General features: G+C 45.1%; 20 protein-coding genes. 9 read left to right on the plus strand and 11 right to left on the minus strand.

Annotated features, from left to right (window positions below; translation table 11 throughout):
• Nucleotides 1–8 precede the first annotated feature (8 nt).
• The 6 genes from AB4263_RS00770 to pspA all read right to left on the minus strand — a co-directional run bounded on the left by AB4263_RS00770 (nt 9) and on the right by pspA (nt 6690).
• Nucleotides 9–3119, minus strand: a complete 3111-nt coding sequence (locus AB4263_RS00770) for an efflux RND transporter permease subunit (RefSeq protein WP_017065336.1) — start codon at nt 3117–3119, stop codon at nt 9–11.
• Nucleotides 3112–4197 carry an efflux RND transporter periplasmic adaptor subunit gene (locus AB4263_RS00775; protein ID WP_372097197.1) on the minus strand — a complete coding sequence of 362 codons (1086 nt, stop codon included), beginning with the start codon at nt 4195–4197 and terminating at the stop codon, nt 3112–3114. Before AB4263_RS00775 ends, AB4263_RS00770 begins: the two co-directional genes overlap by 8 nt.
• Before the next feature lies 1 nt (nt 4198).
• Nucleotides 4199–5233: an efflux RND transporter periplasmic adaptor subunit gene (locus AB4263_RS00780; protein ID WP_029235302.1), complete on the minus strand. Its 1035-nt coding sequence runs from the start codon at nt 5231–5233 to the stop codon at nt 4199–4201.
• A gap of 158 nt (nt 5234–5391) precedes the next feature.
• Entirely contained in the window at nt 5392–5778 is a 387-nt protein-coding gene (pspC, locus tag AB4263_RS00785; RefSeq protein ID WP_017065334.1) for an envelope stress response membrane protein PspC, read from the minus strand.
• Entirely contained in the window at nt 5771–6004 is a 234-nt protein-coding gene (gene pspB, locus AB4263_RS00790; RefSeq protein ID WP_004734605.1) for an envelope stress response membrane protein PspB, read from the minus strand. The genes pspC and pspB overlap by 8 nt, the downstream gene beginning before the upstream one ends.
• 14 nt (nt 6005–6018) lie before the next feature.
• Complete coding sequence (pspA, locus tag AB4263_RS00795; RefSeq protein WP_372097199.1) at nt 6019–6690, minus strand: phage shock protein PspA; 672 nt, start codon at nt 6688–6690, stop codon at nt 6019–6021.
• Nucleotides 6691–6963: 273 nt separating this feature from the next.
• Here pspA and pspF point away from each other — a divergent pair, with 273 nt between their 5' ends.
• From pspF to AB4263_RS00830, 7 genes are all read left to right on the plus strand, one after another.
• Entirely contained in the window at nt 6964–7986 is a 1023-nt protein-coding gene (gene pspF / locus AB4263_RS00800) for a phage shock protein operon transcriptional activator (protein ID WP_017060309.1), read from the plus strand.
• 102 nt (nt 7987–8088) lie between these two features.
• Nucleotides 8089–9711 carry an ABC transporter substrate-binding protein SapA gene (gene sapA / locus AB4263_RS00805; RefSeq protein ID WP_017065332.1) on the plus strand — a complete coding sequence of 541 codons (1623 nt, stop codon included), beginning with the start codon at nt 8089–8091 and terminating at the stop codon, nt 9709–9711.
• A complete protein-coding gene (locus AB4263_RS00810) occupies nt 9711–10673 on the plus strand; it encodes an ABC transporter permease subunit (protein WP_017060307.1) in 963 nt (320 codons plus the stop codon). The genes sapA and AB4263_RS00810 overlap by 1 nt, the downstream gene beginning before the upstream one ends.
• The gene (gene sapC / locus AB4263_RS00815) at nt 10660–11547 is read left to right on the plus strand and encodes a putrescine export ABC transporter permease SapC (protein WP_017065331.1); all 888 of its coding nucleotides are present in this window, start codon (nt 10660–10662) and stop codon (nt 11545–11547) included. The genes AB4263_RS00810 and sapC overlap by 14 nt, the downstream gene beginning before the upstream one ends.
• Entirely contained in the window at nt 11547–12548 is a 1002-nt protein-coding gene (locus tag AB4263_RS00820; protein WP_372097201.1) for an oligopeptide/dipeptide ABC transporter ATP-binding protein, read from the plus strand. Before sapC ends, AB4263_RS00820 begins: the two co-directional genes overlap by 1 nt.
• Complete coding sequence (locus tag AB4263_RS00825; RefSeq protein WP_372097203.1) at nt 12545–13327, plus strand: ATP-binding cassette domain-containing protein; 783 nt, start codon at nt 12545–12547, stop codon at nt 13325–13327. The genes AB4263_RS00820 and AB4263_RS00825 overlap by 4 nt, the downstream gene beginning before the upstream one ends.
• 36 nt (nt 13328–13363) lie before the next feature.
• Entirely contained in the window at nt 13364–14143 is a 780-nt protein-coding gene (locus AB4263_RS00830; protein ID WP_029235328.1) for a DUF2927 domain-containing protein, read from the plus strand.
• Nucleotides 14144–14241: 98 nt separating this feature from the next.
• On the opposite strand, the gene AB4263_RS00835 is transcribed toward AB4263_RS00830, so the two are convergent.
• Nucleotides 14242–14631, minus strand: coding sequence for a DUF2750 domain-containing protein (locus AB4263_RS00835; protein ID WP_004734596.1), 390 nt, complete (start codon nt 14629–14631; stop codon nt 14242–14244).
• A gap of 149 nt (nt 14632–14780) precedes the next feature.
• A complete protein-coding gene (locus tag AB4263_RS00840; protein ID WP_017065328.1) occupies nt 14781–15686 on the minus strand; it encodes a manganese-dependent inorganic pyrophosphatase in 906 nt (301 codons plus the stop codon).
• 201 nt (nt 15687–15887) lie between these two features.
• Here AB4263_RS00840 and AB4263_RS00845 point away from each other — a divergent pair, with 201 nt between their 5' ends.
• The gene (locus tag AB4263_RS00845) at nt 15888–17102 is read left to right on the plus strand and encodes a putative manganese transporter (RefSeq protein WP_371720802.1); all 1215 of its coding nucleotides are present in this window, start codon (nt 15888–15890) and stop codon (nt 17100–17102) included.
• Nucleotides 17103–17396: 294 nt separating this feature from the next.
• Here AB4263_RS00845 and torA read toward each other — a convergent pair whose 3' ends face one another.
• Genes torA through torE form a run of 3 tightly spaced genes read right to left on the minus strand, consistent with a single transcriptional unit; the run spans nt 17397 to nt 21299 of the window.
• Entirely contained in the window at nt 17397–19859 is a 2463-nt protein-coding gene (gene torA, locus AB4263_RS00850) for a trimethylamine-N-oxide reductase TorA (protein ID WP_372097205.1), read from the minus strand.
• Nucleotides 19860–19883: 24 nt separating this feature from the next.
• A complete protein-coding gene (torC, locus tag AB4263_RS00855) occupies nt 19884–21065 on the minus strand; it encodes a pentaheme c-type cytochrome TorC (protein ID WP_017060299.1) in 1182 nt (393 codons plus the stop codon).
• Between the two features lie 51 nt (nt 21066–21116).
• Nucleotides 21117–21299: a trimethylamine N-oxide reductase system protein TorE gene (gene torE / locus AB4263_RS00860; protein ID WP_017060298.1), complete on the minus strand. Its 183-nt coding sequence runs from the start codon at nt 21297–21299 to the stop codon at nt 21117–21119.
• Between the two features lie 437 nt (nt 21300–21736).
• Between torE and AB4263_RS00865 the strand changes: the two genes are divergently transcribed.
• Entirely contained in the window at nt 21737–22531 is a 795-nt protein-coding gene (locus AB4263_RS00865) for an ABC transporter permease (RefSeq protein WP_017067668.1), read from the plus strand.
• Nucleotides 22532–22773 lie beyond the last annotated feature (242 nt).

Below are 22773 nucleotides of genomic sequence, written 5' to 3' on the forward strand. Positions count from 1 at the left end.
AGTTGACGTTAAGCCACTTCAATTTTATGGAACAAACGATACAGCACAGGCACTACGATTAGCGTGAGTACAGTCGCAAAGCCTAAACCAAACATGATGGTTACTGCCATTGGTTTGAAGAAGATATCCGGTAGTAGAGGGATCATACCTAGAATGGTGGTAATCGCCGCCATACATACCGGGCGAACACGACTCAGAGCCGCATCAACAACCGCTACATACGGATCTTTACCAGATTTCATCTCAATCTCAATTTGATCAAGTAGTACGATACCGTTCTTCAGAAGCATCCCAGATAGACTCAAGAAGCCCAACAGCGCCATAAAGCCGAATGGTGTATTCAAGGCTAGCAAGCCTGTCGTCACCCCTATCAACGCCAATGGAACCGTTAACCAAACGATCAGAGGCTCTTTCACCGAGTTAAACAAGAACACAGTGATTAAGAACATGAACAAGTAACCCAGAGGCATGGTTGTGAACAGTGACGCCTGTGCATCTGCTGACGACTCATATTCACCCCCCCATTCCAATGAGTAACCCGGAGGCATCTCAATCGCTTCAATCTGTGGTTGTAAGCGTTTCTGTAGAGTTGAGGCCGTCTCTTCACCCAATAGATCAGGATCCGCCATTACCGTTAGCATACGCTTACGGTTCTTACGGATGATCAGTGGATCTTCCCATTCTAGCTCGTAACCTAACGTTACTTGTTGAAGTGGGATGTACTCACTTAATGCTGGGCTCCAGATCTTCATGCCTTCGATGTTACGAATATCGACACGCTCGTCTTCAGGCAAACGAGCCACAATCGGCATTAACGTTGTACCATCACGATACACACCAATCGACTTACCAGAGAAAGACATTGCTAGGAAATCATCAACGTCAGATTTAGTAATACCATAACGACGCGCTTGGCTTTCATTGAACTGAGGCTCTAATACCTTAGTTCTTTCACGCCAATCGTGACGAACGTTAAATGCGCCTTCATCAGCACGCATGATGTCCATCACTTGTGCAGCGATTGAACGTAAAACCGTTGGATCAGAACCCACAATTCGCGCTTCAATTTTCGCACCGCCACCAGGACCTAATTCGATCTGTTTAAGCTTGTAGTCAATCTCTGGGAACTGACCATTTACATGTTCACGGAAGCGTTTCATTAGCCCTTCAAGTACTTCATAACTTTTCACACGAACCGTTATCTCGCCGTAAGCGCTATAACTTTTCTCTGGCGCATAAGTCAGCATGAAACGTTGCAGGCCTTTACCCGCGGTTGTCGTGATATGTTCAACTTCGTCCTGCTCAGCTAGCCAACTCTCAAGCACTTTAAGCTTGGTATTGGTCGCTCGAATATCGGTACCTTCTGGCATCCACACATCCACTTGGAACATAGGTGTGGTTGAAGACGGGAAGAAGGCTTGCTTAACGAAACCAAAACCGTACACACTCGCGCCTAAACCAATAATCAGAACAAACATGGTTAACCAAGCACGCTTCATACAGAACTCAAGGAAGTTTTTGTAGATAACAAAAACCATCCCGTTGTATGGGTCCTTACCTTCGTTATCTGGATCGACCTTCTGACCTTTAAAGAACATGTCGGCAAAGAACGGCGTGAGCGAGATGGCAGTAAACCAACTCAGCATCAAGGAGATCAGTAGCACCGTGAACAAGGTGCCACAGTATTCGCCTGTTGAGTCTTCAGATAAACCAATTGGAGCAAACGCAGTCACCGCAATAACCGTCGCACCAAGCAGCGGCCATTTGGTTTGGGTTACGATATCGGTGGCGGCCTGCATCCGGGTTCGCCCCTTCTGCGTGCCGATCAATATCCCTTCCACCACCACAATGGCATTATCCACCAGCATCCCCAAGGCGATAACCAACGCGCCCAGTGAAATACGTTGTAGGTCGATCTTGAAGTACTGCATGAAAATGAATGTACCGAATACGGTCAATAGCAGTATCAAACCAATCAATAGGCCCGATCTTAGTCCCATGAAGAACAGTAACACCACGATTACGATCGCAACCGCCTGCCCTAAACTCACCACAAATCCGCTTACCGACTTGTCTACCTCTTTAGGTTGGTTATAAACCTCGGAGATGTCGATGCCGACGGGTTGTTGATACTTTAGCTCGGCCAATCTTCGATCAAACGCTTCACCAACCGCTACTACGTTCACGCCTTGCGCAAAAGAGACACCAAGGTTAAGTGCGAGCTTGCCGTTATAGCCAATGATGTTACTTGGCACTTCAACATAACCACGAGTTACATTCGCCACATCTTTTAAATAGATGAGACCTTGAGCACCACCTTCTGTCAGAATTAAATCGCCAAGCTGCTCAACATTCTGGAACTCACCCGTTGGATGAATTCGAATGTATTCGTCGCCAATTCTTACCGCACCCGCACTTGATACAATATTTTGAGTCGATAAAAGATTAAATACCGTGCTTGGAGACAGACCTAAGGAGCTTATCCGCTTCATCGATATCTCAATGAATACTTGCTCTTGTTGTTGACCAGAAACAGAGACCTTACTGACCCCATCAACCAACTCCAGCTCTCGCCTTAGATAATCAATGTAATCCAGCAGCTCTTTGTAGCTATAACCATCACCCGTCACCGCAAGCAAGATCCCGTAAACGTCACCGAAGTCATCAATGACTTGAGGATCATTGACCCCAGGTGGCAGTTCAACCTTAAGATCATTCACTTTTCGGCGAAGTTCATCCCAAATTTGCGGAAGATCGTCCGGACCATAGTTATTCTTCATCGTTACCGTTACCTGAGACAGGCCACGGCTTGAAATAGAGTTCACTTCGTCGACATAGGTAAGCTGTTGAATCGCTTTCTCTAGTGGGTAGGTAACTTCTTCTTCCACCTGCTGAGGCGTTGCCCCCGGGTATGAAGTCACGACCATTGCATCTTTGATGGTAAAGGCAGGATCTTCTAAACGCCCCAAACCGAAGAATGCTGAAACACCACCAATAAGAAAGATCAGAGATAACATCCAGCTAATGACTTTGTTACGTATAAAGTAAGAAGCAACACCTGTGATCTGATCATCACCCTGTTGATCGTCATTTTGGGGCTTGTTATTTACTTCACTCATTGTTCGTCTCCTGAGACAATACTTCCACTGTCATCCCATCTCGCAATCGCGATACGCCTGCAACAACGACATGCTGCCCCATTTCCAATCCTTTCACTACCTGCAATGTTTCCTGGTTTGCTTTTCCTAACACGACTTGTTGTTTCGAGACTGTCTTGTCGTCGTTAAGAACCCACACATAAGAGTTTTTACTATCCAGTTCATCACCGTCTGCATTGAATACCGCTTCGATCGGAATAAGTACACCAGCTTTTAGCTCCAAACCGATATCCCGCCCGTTTGAAGTCACATCAACGGCCATACCATCAAGAATCAAATCGTCTTCTGGCATCGGCAAAGCTAATGTAACCGTGAAGGTACCCGTACTTGGATCGGGTTCAGTGGTGAACTCTTTAATACCTGCGGTGTATTCATTACCGCTTGGCACTCTCACCACAGCTTCCACGTTCGAGAGGAGCGTTTCATTGGGTTGATTCACATAAATTTGGTCAGGGAGCTGAATCACAACTTCGACATCCTCAACACTGTGAATGTTCACAATCTGTTGGCCTACCTGAATATTTTCATATTGGTCGACACTGACTCGAGAAATAATCCCATCAACAGGCGCACGAAGCATAGTGAACGATAAGCGCAGTTTCGCCAGTTCCAACTCGGCATAAGCAATCTGGCGTTGAGCGGCAATTTCATCGAATTGCGACTTAGCCAATAAGCCTTTCTTCACTAGCGGACTCGAACGTCGGTATTGACTATTGATTACCGTGTAACGAGCTTGAGCATTGTCCACATCCAATTGATAATCGGTAGGGTCAAGCTCGGCAATGATGTCCCCTTTGGCAACTCGTTCACCTTCCTTCACATCTAGCTTGAAGATTTCACCCGCGACTCGAAAACTGAGGTGAGCCTTCTCAGCAGCGTTTGCTACCGCAGGGAAATAGAGTTTGTCGCTAAAATCGATGACTGAAATCTCGATAGCTTTAACCAAGGGCGTGTTATTCACTTCTACAGCTTGCTTATCTTCACAAGCCGTCAGTAAGGCTAAACACGACAGGCCAGCAGCCACTTTAAGTGTTTTCATGTTATAGCCCCCTTTCCTTGATCCACTCTCGAACTTTAATGCCCGACTCAAGACCATTGACGCCAGAAGTCACAATGCGATCGCCATCGTTCAATCCAGAGACGATATGGCGTTTTTCATCGATGACAATGGCAACATTTTCAACAATGCCGTCGCTATTCACACGCCATACAGAGACATCATCCCCATCGGTCATCATTGCTGACGTTGGTATTTTGGTGGCCGCCGCTAACGATGAAACGAGATTTACCGAGCCAGACATACCGGGCAAAATACCCACATCGGTTGGTCTTTCCATTACCATGGTGACTTTGTACGAACCTGTTTTCGGGTCAGCTTCGGTATCCACTTCTTGGAAGGTTAAAACGTAAGAGTTTTCAGGAAACGCATCAAAAACCATGGTTGCATCAATCTCGACCCCTGATGAAAAGCGCGTAATAAGTTGGTCGGGTAATAAGAAGACGACTTTAAGAATTTGATTGGTTTGAATATTCATCACGCCTTGTTTAGCCGCAATGTATTCATGGTTTTCAGCAGGAATGATGGAAATGGTTCCGTCATACGGCGCAACCAAAGTGGTGTAGCGAAGATTCGCGTTAGCTTGATTAAGCACCGCGCGAGCTGAATTGTGGTTCGCTTTCGCTTGGTCGAAATCTTGCTCTGATACCACACGATCTTTACGAAGTTTGATCGCACGTTGATATTGAACATCGGCTAGCTGAAAATTCGCTTTTGCTTGCTTCTCGAGTAGTTGATATTCATCGGGATTTAACTTAGCAAGCTCGTCGCCTTTAGACACGTGCTGCCCAGCGGTCACATCGATGCTCTGCAATAACCCAGGAACACGGAATGCGAGTACCGCTCTGTCACCAGCTTCTGTGGTAGCAGGGAAATTACGCTCAAAGGCATTATTACCGACGGAGACAGTGAAGAGTTTGGCGGGTCTGGACTCAGGTTCAGGCACGGGAGGAAGCTCCTTACCACACCCAGACAACCCAGCTAAGGCAGTCAATAGGACAAGGGAGGCTCTATACATTGGTGATCATCCATATCTATAAATATTTTTATAACATAGATTAATCACATGTAACTTACCAGTCAGCGTAAGATTTATTTAGAGAAAATTATTAAAAAAAATAACGGCTTGGAATAAATTTTCCTAAACCGTTATCTAATCCTTTTTAGGTTTTACCACTACATGTTCTTAAATTCACGATTCACTTTAAACGTATCTGAGGTGACATAAGCTTCCATGTTGCGGACACTGGTCTCTAACTTCTGGAAATCACCCTCTAAAGTGTTCAATAGCGACTCTGCAGTTTGCCCTTTTTCCCAAGGCTTTTGCTTCAGCGTATGCTCTTGTTTCGCCTTCATTTGGTCGACATACTGAGGTGGTTGTTTTTCAAGCATAAATGTCAAAGCTAAATACGCTAATAACACCAGAAAACTACCACCAAGCAGTGCTGCTGAGATAACTAAGATGCGAACCAACCACACTTCAAGGCCAAAATAGTTCGCTAACCCTGCACACACACCAGACAATTTGCCGTTAATCGTGTCGCGATACAGTTCTCTACTCATAGTTTCGTCTCCAGTTAGGCGACTCCGCATCCAGTATTTTTTCTAGCGTTTTCACTCGGTCTTGCATGGATTCGGCTTGCGCAGAAAGCTTATGCAGACGTTGAAGATCCGTTTCAGAAAGACCATTGCTGGATTTCTTCTTGCTGCGGTAATGTAAGAATAACCATAGCGGTGCCACGAAGATTAAAAAGACAATCAGTGGACCTGCAATTAGAAATGTTGACATAGACAACTCCTAGATTATTTATCGCGGTTTTCAACTTGTTGCTTCAGTTTCGCTAGCTCTTTTTCGATTTCATCTTGAGCTTGTAGCTCGGCAAACTCTTGGTCTAAAGATTTTGCGTTGCCAGTCTTAGCGTAAACGTCCGCTTCAGCTTCTAATTCATCCACTTTACGCGAGAATTGCTCAAACTTCGCCATTGCTTCGTTGGTTTTGCTTGAGTGCAGGTGTTTTTGAACATCACGACGGTTGCTTGCCGCATTGTTACGAATCATTAATGCTTGTTGCTTTGCACGAGTTTCTGCGATCTTTGTTTCAAGTTTACCAATTTCACTCGTCAATTTTTCGATGGTTTCATGAACCAAGGTTTGTTCGGTGTGAAGGCTCTTGATGATGTCTTCCAGTTTTTGCTTTTCGATTAGCGCCGCTCTCGCCAAATCTTCGCGTTGTTTGGTCAGGGCAAGTGTCGCTTTATTTTGCCAATCTAGAATCTGTGTTTCGATAGCTTCTACTTTACGCGCTAGCTCTTTCTTGTCAGCCATTGCTTTTGCTGAGTTGGTACGAACTTCAACTAAGGTGTCTTCCATTTCTTGGATAATAAGACGAATCATCTTTTCTGGATCTTCAGCCTTATCTAATAGTGCACTGATGTTTGAATTTACAATGTCTGCAAAGCGAGAAAAAATACCCATGAGGAACTCCTTAATTACAATGATGGCAAATGCGTTTCAAATCGCTGTGCGACTTTATCAATCCACTTGCTCAAAAATTTACGTTTGTTGTTAAACCTACCATAAATAATCCAAGTAGCGTGCCAACTTTTAAGCCATTTATTATCAGTTACTTACAATAAAATGGTGATTAACTCGAACCATGCTATGATGAATTTAGCCAAGTATTGGTATTTTTCACCACTATGGCTCTTACATGACCTCTCCAGCGATTAATTCATACAAGGACCCGCTATGCAGCAGAACCTCATTGGTGAATCACCTAGCTTTCTCTCTGTGTTAGATAAAGTTTCCCAACTCGCACCAATAGAAAGACCCATTCTGATCATTGGCGAACGTGGCACAGGTAAAGAGTTGATCGCACAAAGACTGCATTACCTTTCAAGACGTTGGGATCAACCTTTGATCTCATTGAACTGCTCAACCTTAAGTGAAGGTTTGATTGATTCAGAACTGTTTGGTCATGAATCGGGATCCTTTACGGGTTCGAAAGGGCGTCATCAAGGTCGTTTTGAAAGAGCAGAAGGCGGAACGCTGTTTCTGGATGAGCTGGCGACCACTCCCCTTGCGGTTCAAGAGAAACTACTGCGCGTTATTGAATACGGGCAATATGAACGTGTCGGTGGGCAAAAGGCGCTAAGTGCCAATGTCAGACTGGTGTGTGCAACCAATGCCGACTTACCAGACATGGCATTAAAGGGCGAATTCCGAGCAGACCTATTAGATAGACTGGCGTTTGACGTCATTACTATCCCTCCTTTGCGTGAGCGAAAAGAAGACATCATGCTACTGGCAGAATATTACGCCATTAAGATGTGTCGTGAATTGGAATTGGAGTTGTTTGTTGGCTTTGCCCCCTCTGCCGTTGAATCGCTTTTGGATTATTCTTGGCCAGGGAATGTACGAGAACTCAAAAACGTCATTGAGCGAGCTATCTATCAGCACGGAAAAGATCCATATCCTATTGAATATTTGGTGTTTAACCCATTTAAACCCGCATGGAAAACAGAGCAAGATTCCTCTCCGGAAACTGGCAATGAGCCGTCTAACAGCCATACTTCATCAGAGAGCTTGTTTTCTTTGCCGCTTGATTACAAAGCATGGCAAGAACAACAAGACATCAAGCTACTCAACCAAGCCCTCAAACAGAGCAAATATAACCAGAAACAAGCCGCAGAATTACTTGGGTTAACCTACAACCAATTACGTGGAATGGTGAGGAAGTACGCGATTGTCGGACAAGCTAACGATAAATAACTGTCCACGCTTGATTATTATTTGGAGCCGAATAAATAAAATGTTAAATTGTCCGGATCTTGAGGCTCCTCTAACGCCTCGTTTCGAAAAGTATTTCTTTTTATGAAAGCACTAATAAGACTATCACTGAGCATCTGCACGTTGAGCTTTCTCGCTGGATGTGGTGAGAGTGTGAATCACGAGCAAATCCGTGAAAAAGGCTTCATTTATTGCGGCCAAGGTAATCCTAGTACCTTCAATCCACAGCTAGTTGATAGTGGCATTACCGCAGAATCGCTGAGTCCTCAAATCTTCGATACACTGCTCACTCTTGATCCGATGACGTACCGACCAAAACAGAACTTAGCGACAAGTTGGTCTGTTGATAAATCAGGTACAGAATACACGTTCAAACTGCGCCCAAATGTTGCGTTCCAAACCACAGACTGGTTCACCCCAACTCGTAGCATGAATGCACAAGATGTGGTGTTTAGCTTTGAACGTGTCATTGATAGTTCAAACCCATTTCATTATGTGGGTGGCGGCCTATACCCATGGTTTGCCGGAATCGACTTCAAAAACCTGATTGTCGATATCACCGCAGTTGATGACCTAACGGTGAAATTCCAATTAAGTCGCCCAGACAATTCGTTTCTCAATAACATCGCCACCAGCTATGCAGTCATTCACTCTAAGGAGTATGCCAATCAGCTCATTGCAGCGGATGAGAAAAATCGAATCGATTCCAATCCAGTCGGCACTGGCCCTTTCTACTTGGATGAATACCAAATCAACGACCTAGTGCGCTTGAAAAAGAACAAGCACTACTGGAAGGGTGAAGTACAAATGGACCAAGTTGTGTTCGATACTTCGCAACGTGGAACAGGCACACTTGCCAAGCTTCTGCGTAGTGAGTGTGACGTGCTCAACTCACCAATTTCTAGCCAAATCCCTATTATTCAGGCTCATGAAGAGTTGAAGATTTCTGCTACTCCGGCGGTTAATGTCTCTTTCATCGCGCTGAATACTGAGCACCCTGCACTGCGTGACTCTCGAGTTCGTAAAGCGCTCAACTTAGCCATCAATCGTCAGAACATTCTTGATTCTGTGTATTACGGTACAGGAACCAAAGCCTACACCTTGCTTCCTCCGACTTCTTGGGCTCACCAAAAAGACAGCGTTCAAGTTCGCTACGACCGAAACTATGCGGTTGCGCTTCTCAAAGAAGCTGGCGTTGAACCTGGGTTAGAGCTTTCAATGTGGGTACCACTAGAGCCACGCGCATACAATCCAAGTCCAAGAAAAACGGCAGAACTTATCCAAGCAAATTTAGCCGATATTGGTATTGAATTGAAACTCTATACCGACGACCGATTTGACCGCACACAGTTGTCCTCTATTTCCTCAACAGACTTGTTGCTTACAGGCTGGATAGGCAATACCGGTGACCCGGACAACTTCTTACGTCCGCTGCTCTCATGCAGCTCTGAGCGTGCAGGGTTAAACGTCTCGATGTGGTGTAATTCAGACTTTGATTTCCTTCTCGACTTAGCATTAGAGATCAATCAACAAAGGCACCGTGTGAACTTGTACCGACAAGCCCAAAACATTCTCAATGAAGAAGTTCCTGTGATTCCTTTAGCTCATGGCGTGCAATTTCGCGTGCACGATCGTTCGCTAACAGGCTTTAAAGCAAGTCCTTTCAATGCCCAACCTTTTGATCAAGTCAGAAGAGAGGTGCAGTAATGTTTTGGTATACATTAAGACGTGTAAACTTATTCGTTATTACGCTAGGAATTCTGACCTTGGTAGGTTTTTCCCTGCTTCGATTAGACCAAACCTCACCTTGGGCAATTCAAGATTTTTGGCCCGGTTGGATTAGCTATATCACTGAATTATCGACGCTAAACTTTGGCCTAAGCAAACACGGTGTGCCTATCATCGATGAGTTGGTCCTGGTGTTCCCTGCAACGCTAGAGCTGTGCTTCTTTGCCTTTGTGTTGGCACTCATCATCGGTATCCCTTTCGGCACCATTGCTGGTATGAGACAAGGTAAATTTGTTGATACCACCATATCGTTCACCTCAATGGCCGGTTACTCTGCGCCTATATTTTGGGTCGCGTTGCTGATGATCATGGTGTTTTCACTGCACTTTGAAATGTTCCCAGTTGGTGGCCGATACGACCTACTTTACGAGATTGAACACGTGACTGGATTCGCGATGATTGACGCCTTTTTTGCCGAGGGTCGCTACCGTGCGCACGCACTACAAAGTGTTATCGAGCACATGGCGTTGCCTTGTCTTGTTTTAGCACTGGCGCCAACGACTCAGGTCATCCGATTGATGAGAGCGTCAGTGGCTGAAGTAATGACGCAAAACTACATCCGCGCTGCGCGAATTAAAGGTCTTTCCACTAGAGAGATCATCACGCAGCACGTGCTAAGAAACGCGATACCTCCGATTATTCCTAAGGTCGGTGTTCAGCTATCGAGTATGTTAACGCTTGCTATTGTTACCGAGTCTATCTTTAACTGGCCGGGCATTGGCCGCTGGTTATTGGATGCCTTATCGAATCAAGATTACGTTTCAATTCAAGCTGGTGTAATTGTGGTGGCTACCTTAGTTTTGACCGCTAATATTCTGTCCGATCTACTGGGCGCGATGATCAATCCACTGGTAAGGAAGGAATGGTATGCTAACAAATAACGTCTACCAAGAAGAACAGATTCCAACCCAGTTCGAACGTTTCTGGCGCAGCTTCCGCAGCAATAATCTAGCTATGTTTGGCTTGTGGTGTTTGGTGCTTATCATTCTGGTCACCGTCACTTCACCGTGGCTAGCCCCGCATGATGCACAAGAACAAACCGGTCACCTATTAACGCCGCCCTCTTGGGATCCTGCGGGAACGGTAGAATACTTTTTGGGTACGGATGACTTAGGCAGAGATATTCTCTCTCGCCTAATAATTGGCTCTCAGTTAACCTTCGGCGCCGCGGTGGTGATTACCTTTATCGCAGCCGTCATTGGTTGTCTGATTGGCGTACTTGCTGGTATGACGCGCGGTTTACTATCAAGCACGCTAAACCACCTGCTTGATACTGTTATGTCGATTCCATCTCTTCTGCTGGCGATTATCTTCGTGGCATTCCTTGGCTTTGGGGAGTTTAATATCTTGCTCGCCTTGTGCTTGGCACTGATCCCGCGCTTTATACGCTCGGTGTACATTGCCGTGCATGCTGAAGTAGAAAAAGACTATATTCTGGCTTCTCGCCTTGATGGTGCGAACGATTTTTACCTGCTATGGAACTCAATCCTTCCGAACATCCTTACCGTGATCGCTCTTGAAGTTACGCTGGCACTGTCAGTCGCAATTCTTGACATCACGGCTTTAGGTTTCCTAGGGCTTGGCGCTCAAGCACCGAGTACCGAATGGGGCTCCATCTTGGGTGATTCGGTCGAGTTGATTTACCTTGCGCCATGGACAGTTACCCTACCCGGCTTAGCTATTATGTTTACAGTTATCGTGATTAACCTCGTCGGTGAAGGTGTTCGCCAAGCGCTAAATGCAGGAATCGAATAATGCCGTTACTTGATATTCGACATCTAACCATCGAGATTGAGACCCCTCAAGGGATGGTTAAAGCCGTAGATCGAATGAGTATTACCCTCAATGAAGGGGAAATTCGTGGCTTAGTAGGTGAATCAGGCTCAGGTAAGAGTTTGGTTGCAAAAGCGATCGTCGGAGTATGTAAAGAAAACTGGAAGGTTTCTGCAGACCGAATGCGCTTAGGTAATATCGACCTACTGCAACTGACGCCGAAAGAAAGACGCCGAGTGATCGCCCGCGATATCGCAATGATCTTCCAAGAGCCATCAACGTGTCTTGACCCTTCTGAAAAAGTAGGTAACCAGCTCGTTGAAGCGATCCCTTCCCATTCGTTTGAAGGTCGTTGGTGGCAACGATTTAAGTGGCGTAAGAAGCAAGCGATCGCATTACTACACAAAGTCGGCATCAAAGACCACTCTCGCCTAATGGACAGTTACTCTTATGAGCTGACAGATGGTGAGTGTCAAAAAGTCATGATCGCAATGGCGATCGCTGCCAAGCCAAAAGTCTTGATTGCTGACGAGCCAACCAACGATTTAGACCCAATTACACAGTCTCAAATATTGCGTCTTTTGAGTCGTATGAACCAGATCAATAACACCACCATCGTGTTGATCGGCCATGACTTAACCACCATTACCCAATGGGCGACTCGCATTACCGTGATGTACTGTGGTCAATCGGTAGAATCCGCTGATACACCGAAGCTGTTGGATGCACCAAAGCACCCGTACACCGTTGCTTTGTTAAAAGCGATGCCAGACTTTAACGACTGGATTCCCCACAAGGAGAAACTCCAGTCTTTGCCGGGGTCAATTCCACCGCTGCAACATCTTCCTATTGGTTGTCGATTAGGGCCTCGCTGCCCATACGCACAAAGGCAGTGTGTCGAGATTCCTTATACCAAACGAATCAAAAACCATAAGTTCAATTGTCACTTCCCTCTTAATATGGAGAAGAAAAAGAAATCATGAGTGCATTATTAGAAGTCAGTGATTTGTCTAAAGACTTTACGACTCGCTCTGGTCTTTTCCGTAAAAAGATTCATCAGGTGGTGAAGCCAGTTAGCTTTTCTCTTGAAGCAGGCCAGACAATTGGTTTTATCGGCCAGAATGGTTCTGGCAAATCAACATTAGCCAGAATGCTCGCAGGCATGGTGGAGCCAACCGCAGGCGAGATCCGCGTGAATGGCGAAAAGCTAGAGCACAAAGACTACTCGACTCGTTGTAAGCTGATTCGAATGATCTTCCAAGATCCGAATACGTCACTTAACCCGCGCATTCAGATCGGTCGAATTCTTGAAGGTCCATTAAAGCGAAACACCAACATGCCTCCAGAAGCTCGTATGCGTCGTGTGAAAGACACACTACTGCGCGTAGGCCTTCTACCGGAACATGCGTATTTCTACCCTCAGATGCTTGCTGCAGGCCAGAAACAAAGGGTTTGTTTGGCTCGTGCCTTAATACTTCAGCCATCCATCATTGTTGCTGATGAAGCTTTAAATGGTTTGGACATGGCAATGCGCTCGCAAATCATCAATCTGTTCTTAGAGTTACAAGAAGAGATGGGCGTATCGTTCGTTTATGTATCTCAACACCTCGGTATTGTTAAGCACATTACCGACAAGATTATTGTCATGCATGAAGGCAATGTGGTTGAGAGTGGGGAAACAGATCAAGTGCTAACCAATCCAACTCACCAAATCACCCAAAGATTGGTTGAGAGCCATTTCTCCAAAGCGCCGAACCACTAACCTGGAATCACGCTACATTTAGCAGAGGGGAAAAGTATGTATCGAACAGCTTCAATGCTTCCCCTCTTGTTGGTGCTGTTGTCCTTTAACGCGACAAGCACACCGCTCACATGGCTAGATAGAAGCTTCGTCGAAACTGCCTTTTATAACGTCGCGCTTCAACACGAATACTCCCAAGGCAACAAACCGCTCGCCAAGTGGAAACAACCGATCAAGATTTGGATCGATCATCGAGTGGGCGATGAGGAACTGCATCAAGAGATCACAGAGCTTCATATCAAACACTTATCTGAAGTCACCCAACATCCAATAACAATCGTCAGTAAAGAGTCCGAAGCGAACGTTAAATGGATATACACAAGGCAGAGCCAGTGGGTATCTGAGGCGAAATCGGTGCTCAAGCTCAAATCAACTCAACATTTAAATAGCGCCATCTGCACGGCGGGCTATAGAACCAATTCTAAAGGCGAGATTGTATACGCTGGGATTGTAATCCCAGTTGATCAGGCAAGATCGCGAGGTAAGCTGGTCGCCTGTATCGTGGAAGAGATCACACAAGTTCTAGGCCTGCCGAATGATTCAGATAAAGCCTACCCTTCTATTTTCAACGACCACACGCCAGAAGACTTATTATCGCCGTTAGACGTAGTGCTACTGCAATTGCTGTATGAACCAGAATTGAAAGCTGGAATGACAAAATCTGAAGTAAAACCTATCGTTCGAAAGATACTCAAGAGATACAGCAAAACAGGTGTGCTTCAGCAAGCTTCTAAAGCCGCACAGCAAGCGCCTTTGTATCAGTTGATTGGGTATTGACGAATATACGTTGGAAGCAGCTTAGATGGGATAATTGAATGATAGCGCTGCCTAAGAAAGGCAACGCTGACTTACGATGTTACTGTATTACGAAAGAACTAGCGCTTAGCTGCCTGCTTTTTCAATTCGAAGTCGAACTCATCCGGGAACAAGATAACACCTTCTTCTTGCTCGTTCGGGAATACTACAACAGCAAGTTCGTCGTCTTCTAGACCGTTCGTCCAGCGACTGTGCCATTTGTTCAACGAAATAGACTCAGCTTTACACTCAGACCAATCACCCGTTGCCCATGATTCTGCGAACTCTTGGTTTGGCCATACTGGAACACAATCTTCATCTTCTGTGTTCAGCATTACACAACCGTGTTCATCGGTTAAGATCCATACTTCACGGTTTGCTACGATTTCTTTCACACAGTATTTCAGGCGTTGCTCGCCCGTATACTTGTTGATTTCAGCGATTTTTTTATCGTCTAGCTGTGTAGTCATCTTAATTTCCTACTTTAGTCAGTAACTTTGCTCTTAAAGCTATTTTATGCCGAGTGTTGTTAACTTCAAACATTATCGATGAAGAAGAAAGTCTACTTCAAAGAAAAACGCCTGCTAAATAAGCAGGCGTTTAATATTAAGCGACTTGATTAAACAAGCTCACCTTGTAGCCAAGGCCAGCCTTGCTTCTTACGGCTTAGTGTATTTTCCATCATTAATACGCCGCCTTTCTCGTGCTTAACCAATTTCTCAGCCCACTCACCTTTGTATAGAAGACGAGTTTGAGCAGTAGTGATATCTGTTAGCATTACCGCAGCGAACGCTAGACCGTCTTTCTCACAACGCTCTTCAAGATCAGCTTCTAGCGCTTCGATCATGCCGTCTACTTGCTCAAGAGTCGCAAGTTCAACTTGACCAACAACAACATCACGACCGTTGAATGGGTAGCCTTTAAGGTCTTTTTCTACTAGCTGTGCAGCAGATAGGCCTTCGATGTTTGTTTTTGCGATTAGAAGCGCTTTGATGAATGCATCAACGTCAGTTACGCCAGCAATTTCAGCAAGCTCAGCAACCGCGTCTTTGTCTTTTTGAGTACATGTTGGAGAAGCGAAACCAACTGTGTCTGAAAGAATTGCAGACATCATTAGTTTAGCGATTTGTTGAGAGATTGCGTGACCTTCAATCTTGAACATGTTGAAAAGTACAGTGTTTGTACAACCAACAGGCCAGATCCAAGCTTCCATTGGGTTTACTGTCATCACGTCGCCTAGACGGTGGTGATCAACAATACCTACGATCTCTGCATCAGCAACATCATCTGGTGCTTGTGCTAGATCTGAGTAGTCTACTAGCCAGATTTTCTCACCAGCAACAGAAGTACGAAGCTCTGGCTTTTCAGCACCAGCGACTTCTAGAATGTGTTGAGTTTCGCGGTTGATCTCGCCTTGGCGAATTGGTGTCGCTTCCTCGCCACGAGCCTTAAGAAGCTCAGTTGCAACTAACGCACTACAAATACTGTCACTATCAGGGTTTTTGTGACCAACAACTAAAATCATGTTTCTTCCTATTACACTAACAATTATGACTCTACCTTTAGAGCCTCTCTTTATTAGCCATACTTTACCTCATTTTTTTAGATTGGTCATGTTTCGTGGGTTTAGCCAATAGTAACAATAGATAAAAAAACAACAAATACAATTGATAATTATTATCATTCGTATATATTTATCTTAAGCCACTAATTTTGAGTAACACCTATGGATCGACTAATCTCTTTTTTGCCAAGCAGTAGTGCTGCGAAAACAACTCAGTTTTCACTGTCATTTAAGCGCCTGCTTTTGCCTGTCTCACTTGCAGCTTTGGTTGCAGCCCCAGCTACACGAGAGCTGACGGTGACTACTTTGTCAGACGCGTTTTGGGCAGTGTCTTGTTATGTTGCTTTAACCTTGGCTATTTACCACTGGTTAAGTCTGTACATAAACAAAGATAACGTCTTCAATAAGCTCGTCCATCAATCTCGTTCAAACCAAGTGGTATTCGCGGCTCTCATGGGCGCGTTGCCCGGCTGTGGCGGTGCGATAGTGGTAACCACACAATTTATCTCGGGAAAACTCGGATTTGGTGCGGTAGTTGCGGTGCTCGTCTCAACCATGGGTGACGCGGCGTTCCTGCTCATAGCGAGCGAGCCTAAGACAGGTTTAGCCATGATGGCGATGGGCGTGATCGTGGGTACTGCGTCAGGCCGAATCATTAACTTGTTTCACGCAGACGACTTCTTACGCCCAAAAAAAGCACAGAAAAATGAAGCCGTTCACAGTTGCTCATCTCAATCCCAAGACAAAGAATCCGTCTCTAAAAAGGCGATCAACCTGCAAGGTTACCTATGGTCAGTGCTGATTATTCCCGGCGCTGCAGTAGCTCTACTTGGCTCTTTTCAAGTCGATGTGAACGAGTTACTCGCGTTGCCTGAAATGTCGATGGAATGGGCGGGAACAATTTTATTGATTAGCTCGATGTTTCTATGGGGCCTCACTCGGGAAATTGAAGATTACAAATCAGCAGTAAGTGAAGATGAGAAATGTTTAGGCTCACATCCACTGCAAAAAACCGCTCAAGACACCAACTTTGTGACAGCGTGGGTTGTGGTTGCCTTTCTTTTCTTCGAATTTGGTTCTGTGCTAGCAAATGTGGATTTTGCGACGCTATTCTCAAGTTGGGGGATCATGCTCCCCCTGGCTGGCGTGTTGATGGGTTTGCTACCGGGCTGTGGACCGCAATTATTGGTCACTAGCTTATACCTTTCAGGCGCCCTGCCACTTTCGGCTCAGGTAGGTAACGCAATTTCAAATGATGGTGACGCGCTATTCCCTGCGATTGCGATGGCTCCCAAAGCGGCACTGGTCGCGACCTTATACTCTAGTGTGCCCGCACTAATCTGTGCTTATAGCTACTGGTTTATATTTGAGATCTAACTTGAGTAGAGTTAATTCCATAGGCTTCTGTAAGGTCGGTACTTTGTATCGGCCTTTTTGTTTCCGCCTGCTTAAGTCTTTCCACAGGTTCTTTTTACATTCCCTTCCTGCTTCACTGCTTCTACCACCTCTCTCAAACAGCGCGTTACAGCCTGTCTCAAAAACGCCCTCTATTAGCCCTGTATAATGCTTATTTAGAAACACCAACACTGATATCAAAAATACAAAAAGCCCCTGTAAGAGTGCTTACAGGGGCTTTAATTCAAGCTTTAATCTTGGTTCTTAAGACAAGACTTAAGAAACTTCGATTGGACCACCGAATGAAGTTACTGGAGGCAGTTTGCCTTGGAACTTCTCGAAATCAACCAAACATGTGTTTGCTGACGTTGCTTGAGCAAGTTCAGACGTACCGATATCTTGAGTCAGTGTGTTTGGATCGCCGTATGTATCTAGCGCGCCCACTTTCTCGTTGATCGGACCGTACCAAGCACCTTCTTCGATACGAACAACACCAGGAGCGTAGCTATCCATTAGAACAGCACCTGCTAGTAGTTGACCACGGTCGTTAAACACACGTACTACATCGCCATCTTTGATGCCTTTCTTCTTAGCATCTACTGGGTTGATGTAGATTGGCTCACGGCCTTGTACCGCGTAAGTCGCACGCCACTCTTCAGATTCACACATCTGAGAGTGAAGACGCTTGTCTGGGTGACAAGATTGTAGCCAGTACGGGTGTTTGTCAGAGCCTGGACCACCGTGTGAACGTTCAGATTTCTCGAACCACATTGGGTGTTCTTGACAGTGCTCGTAGCCCATATTGCCAACAGTACGGCTTGTGATTTCGATGAAACCAGAAGGTGTACCTAGTGCGTTGATCTCTGGATCTTCACGGAATGAAGCGTGACGAGTCCATGGCTTACCTTTACCGAAGTCTAGGAAACCTTTCTCCCAGAACTCAGCAAATTCAGGCATTTCAAAGCTGCCTTCATTTGAAGCGCGACATTCGTCGTACAGTGATTTAACCCACTGCATTTCGTCCATACCACGCGTGTAATCGTCGTAACGACCCCAACGCCTAGTCAGGCTAGACATGATCTCGAAGTCAGTCTTAGACTGGAACAGAGGATCCACTAGCTTGTGCATCGCGATCAAACCACGACCAGAGTATGCGCCATAACCATCAATATCGTTTCGTTCCCACTGAGTACATGCAGGAAGCACGATGTCAGAGTGACGACAAGTTGCAGTCCAAGCGAAATCAACAGCCACTACAGTTTGTAGGCTCTTGAATGCTTTACGCATCTTGTTGCGATCTTGGTGGTGGTGCCACGGGTTGTTACCACTGAATACCATCATCTTGATGTCAGGCAGTGTCACTGTTGCGCCGTTTGCTTTGATCTTCTTACCTGGCTCTAACAGGCTATCTACCCAACGAGCAACAGGGATTACGCGGCTGTAACCGTTGTAATCAGTGTTAGTGTGCTTAGGCGATTGACCTTTGTCGATGTTCAGCGGGAATGAACCCGGAGCAGCGAAGCCAGTTGAAGATACACCGATACCAGAGTAGTGGTGACCGTAAGAGATACCACCGCCCGGAAGACCAATTTGGCCAACCATTGCTGCGATAACTGCACACATCCAGTAAGGCTGTTCACCGTGTTCTTGACGTTGGATACTCCAACCAACAAGAATCTGTGTACGACCGTTAACCAGCATCTTAGCGAAGTCACGAATAGAGTCCGCGCTTGCGCCACAGATAGCAGAAGCCCATTCTGGCGTCTTCTCAACTCTGTCTTTCGTTTCACCTTGAACGTACTTGATGAAGTCTTCAAAACCTAGACAGTAAGTTTCGATGAACTTCTTGTCGTATAGGCCTTCGTTGTAAAGCACGTGAGCAACACCAAGCATGAACGCCACATCAGTTTGTGGGTTGATGTACATTTGCTCGTTTTCTAGGTAACGACCTGTTTTGTTTTTAACAGGGTCAACAGAAACAACGTTGATCTCTTTCTTAGCAACTTTTTCTTTCAGCTGTTCTAGGTATGCGAACGACTCGTGAGTCTCACATGTCCAACCTACTTGCAGGTTTTTAACTGGATCGTTACCCCAAAGAACAATGTTGTCACTGTTTTCTAAGATAAGTTCCCAAGATGTACCTTGTGCGTAAACTTCAGTAGAACCTAACACGTAAGGCATGATCGTTTGACCAGCACCTGTTGAGTAGTCACCGATTTTCTTCACAGAGTAACCGTGAAGTGCCATTGCACGTTGCATGTGGTTAGTACAGCTGTGGAACTGACCCGTTTGTCTCCAACCAGTTTGACCTGTGTGAAGCGCCCATGGACCGTAATCTTTCTGTACGCGCTCTAGCTCGCGGTAAACAAGGTCTAGTGCCTCATCCCAAGTCACACGAATAAAACGGTTGTTACCACGCGTGTCTGCGCTGTATTTATGCTTCTTCAACCAATCTAGGCGAACCATTGGGTAACGCACACGTGATGGGCTGTAGATAATACCTTTAATACCTTTCAACATCTCAGTTGGGTGTTGATCGATTTCTAGAGGTTTAATTTCTTGTACTTTACCCGCATAAACACGAGCTCGGAATGCACCCCAGTGAGAACCAGAGACTTTCCACGCACCGTCTGTTTCTGCTGCAGACGCTGATGCCGACGCCAATAAGCTTGGACCGATAACCGATGCCGCACTTGTAGTAGCGACACCTTTCAGAAAACTTCTTCTTGTAATTGCCATTGTGTTACTCCAATTGACGTCTTATTAGTGATGGCCTTCAGAAAAATCTGATGAGTGCTTCTGTAGATACTTAAGAACCAGTGCTTCTGTATCTGTATCGAAGTTAACGAATGCAATCATACCATCTAGCATGCCTACCCAACCGTTAGCGCTGAAGTGAGCTTCATCTGGCTGTGAGTGACACGTTGAACAGTTAGATTGGTACGCTTGACCCGCTGCGTTCCAGATTGGATCGAAGTTATCAACCATAGACTCTTTCTTCATCCAAAGTGCTAGGTTAACTTCTTCCCATGGAAGGCCAGTAAGCTCATCTTCTTTCTTCTCACCAACAGTGATAACGTCACTTTGAGATACTTCTTTCGTCAAGATTGCAGTTGAGATGTTCATACCGAAGTCTTCTTGGATTACACGTCCGAAGCCTTTCGCTTTACGCCAACCGTCGATTTGAATCTTGATCATATCGCCTTTTTCGTCGATAACCGCAACTTTACTTGCAGGGCTTAATAGACCCGCTTCAACTTCAGCTGTTTCATCTGTGTACATTGGTAGGTGACGAATAGAGATCACGTCTGAACCATTTGCGTAAGATGTGCTGCTTGCTACGTTTTCTAGCTCGCCAACAATACCGCTCGCTGATGCCATATCTAATGGAAGGTTGTGAGCAATACCTTTGTGACAGTCAACACAGCTTTGATCACGCTCTGCCGCGTTCTTCATCTGGATACGCGCTGTTGGGCGCATGTTTTCGAAATCCATTGAATCGTAGTTGTGGCAGTTTTTACACTCTAGAGATTTGTTCGAAGAGAAGCGATCCCATTCGTGTTTAGCCAGTTCGATACGACGAGCTTCGAATTTCTCAGGCGTATCTAGGTCACCAAATACTTGAGCGAATACTTCTTTAGAAGCTTGCATCTTACGAGCGATTTTTGCTGTCCATTCATGTGGAACGTGACAGTCAGGACAAGTAGCACGTACACCAGAAGTGTTTTTCCAGTGAACCGTTTCTTGTAGTTCTACGTATACGTTGTCACGCATGGTGTGACAGCTTACACAGAATTCTTCTGTATTTGTGTGCTCTAGAGCTGTGTTAAAACCGCCCCAGAAAATAACACCGGCGATAAAGCCACCCATAGTTAGCACACCAAGACTGATGTGTACTGCTGGGCGAGTCATTGTGCGCCATAATTTAACTAAAAATGATTTCATGTTTAGCTCTCTTAAATATTGATTTTAAAAAATGTTGTTACTTAGAGGGCATTACATGCCGCCGTGAGCACCTGGAGGTCCGAATACAAACACTTGCAGTGCCCAAACTAGGAAGCCGTAACCGCCTACAAAAGCCACACTTAATATTGGGAAGAGAACCACCGCGATGAAGAGGAAAGACTTCCACTCCAGCGAATGTTTTTCGCTAGTTTCAATTTTATTAACATCACTCATACATTTTGCCTATTTTGTATTTAGTAATTTCGAGTAACCCATTCTATGGGGCTAAAGTTCTTAAGTATCTAACGACAAATTTTAGACCATACTCAAAGTAGGGTTCAATCAAATCTCCCGTTATAACCCTTGCTAATCAATACTTTTTTGAGCTCATCCAAAGTTGTTTTTAGTTAAACAAAGTTATTAAAAAGTATTAACAAATGTGAAGAATTAAGTATATTTCACAAATGTTAAATTCCAACACCTGCGCAACCGTATTGTAACCAATTTTAACGTTTTACCTACTAAGTAGTAGCCAAAAATGCCTCAAAAAACCAATATTCTGTGGTTTGATTGTTAAATTATTGAGTATTTTTTAAAGCAACGGCTGAGAAGCTGAAATGCATCATTTGGCACTTTCAGATATGATGGGGACCTACTTAAAAGGAAACATTATGCAAGACGTTATTGATATATCTTGGTGGCAGTTATTGTTCTTCAGCTCACTTCTCTTGCTACCCATTACCATCAACCACAAGTTAAAACTCGGCCTTGGCAAAGAGGCTTCTATCAGCATCATTCGTATGGTTATTCAGCTATTTCTGGTGGGACTTTACCTAGAATACTTGTTCACTTTGAATAGTTTGTGGGTCAATTTGCTGTGGTTATTTACTATGATTATCGTCGGTGCAAGCTCGATTGTTGAAAAATCTAGACTGCCAAGAAACCTACTTTTGGCTCCTGTCGCCGTTAGCCTTGCGGTAACTTGTGTACCTATTGTCTTGTTCATCTGCTTTTTCATCATTAAGCCGACACCGGTTTTTAACGCGCAGTACCTTATCCCAATCGCAGGGATGTTATTGGGTAATAGCTTAAGCAGTAATATCGTGGCATTGCAGAACCTGTTTGGTGCCTTTGAAACACAGAAATCAGAATATGAAGCAGCAATCGCGTTAGGCGCGTCTCCTACTTATGCTGCTGCGCCTTTTGTACGTAATGCAATACAGAAAGCGATGTCCCCTATCATGGCCTCTATGGCAACCACAGGCTTAGTAACGCTGCCGGGAATGATGACTGGACAGATCTTAGGTGGTGCTTCACCGATGATCGCGATTAAGTATCAACTGATGATCATGCTGGCGATTTTCGTGATGATGAGCTGCTCTCTAGCCCTTGTACTTCACCTCTCATTGAAGACATCTCTGACCAAAGAAGGGCGAGTTCTCGCTCAAATACAGCCTTCGAAATAACCTCCCTACTCCACTTAGATCTGGTTACTCACTGAATTTGAGACAGGTTATCCACAGAAACTGTGGATAACCAAATCAATATAGATCCTTTTTTGTCCATTTCGACCCAAGGAAAGATCATCGCCTTCGATCTTTGGGTGATTTCAAAGACATATACACACATGGTAATCAGCGCTGTTGAATTTTCAGATGATCATTAGAGAGATGAAGAAGTAGGTTTTCCAATCGAGTAGGAGGAGGCC

The organism is Vibrio sp. 10N.261.55.C5 (genome assembly GCF_041470505.1).
Lineage (GTDB): Bacteria > Pseudomonadota > Gammaproteobacteria > Enterobacterales > Vibrionaceae > Vibrio > Vibrio crassostreae_C.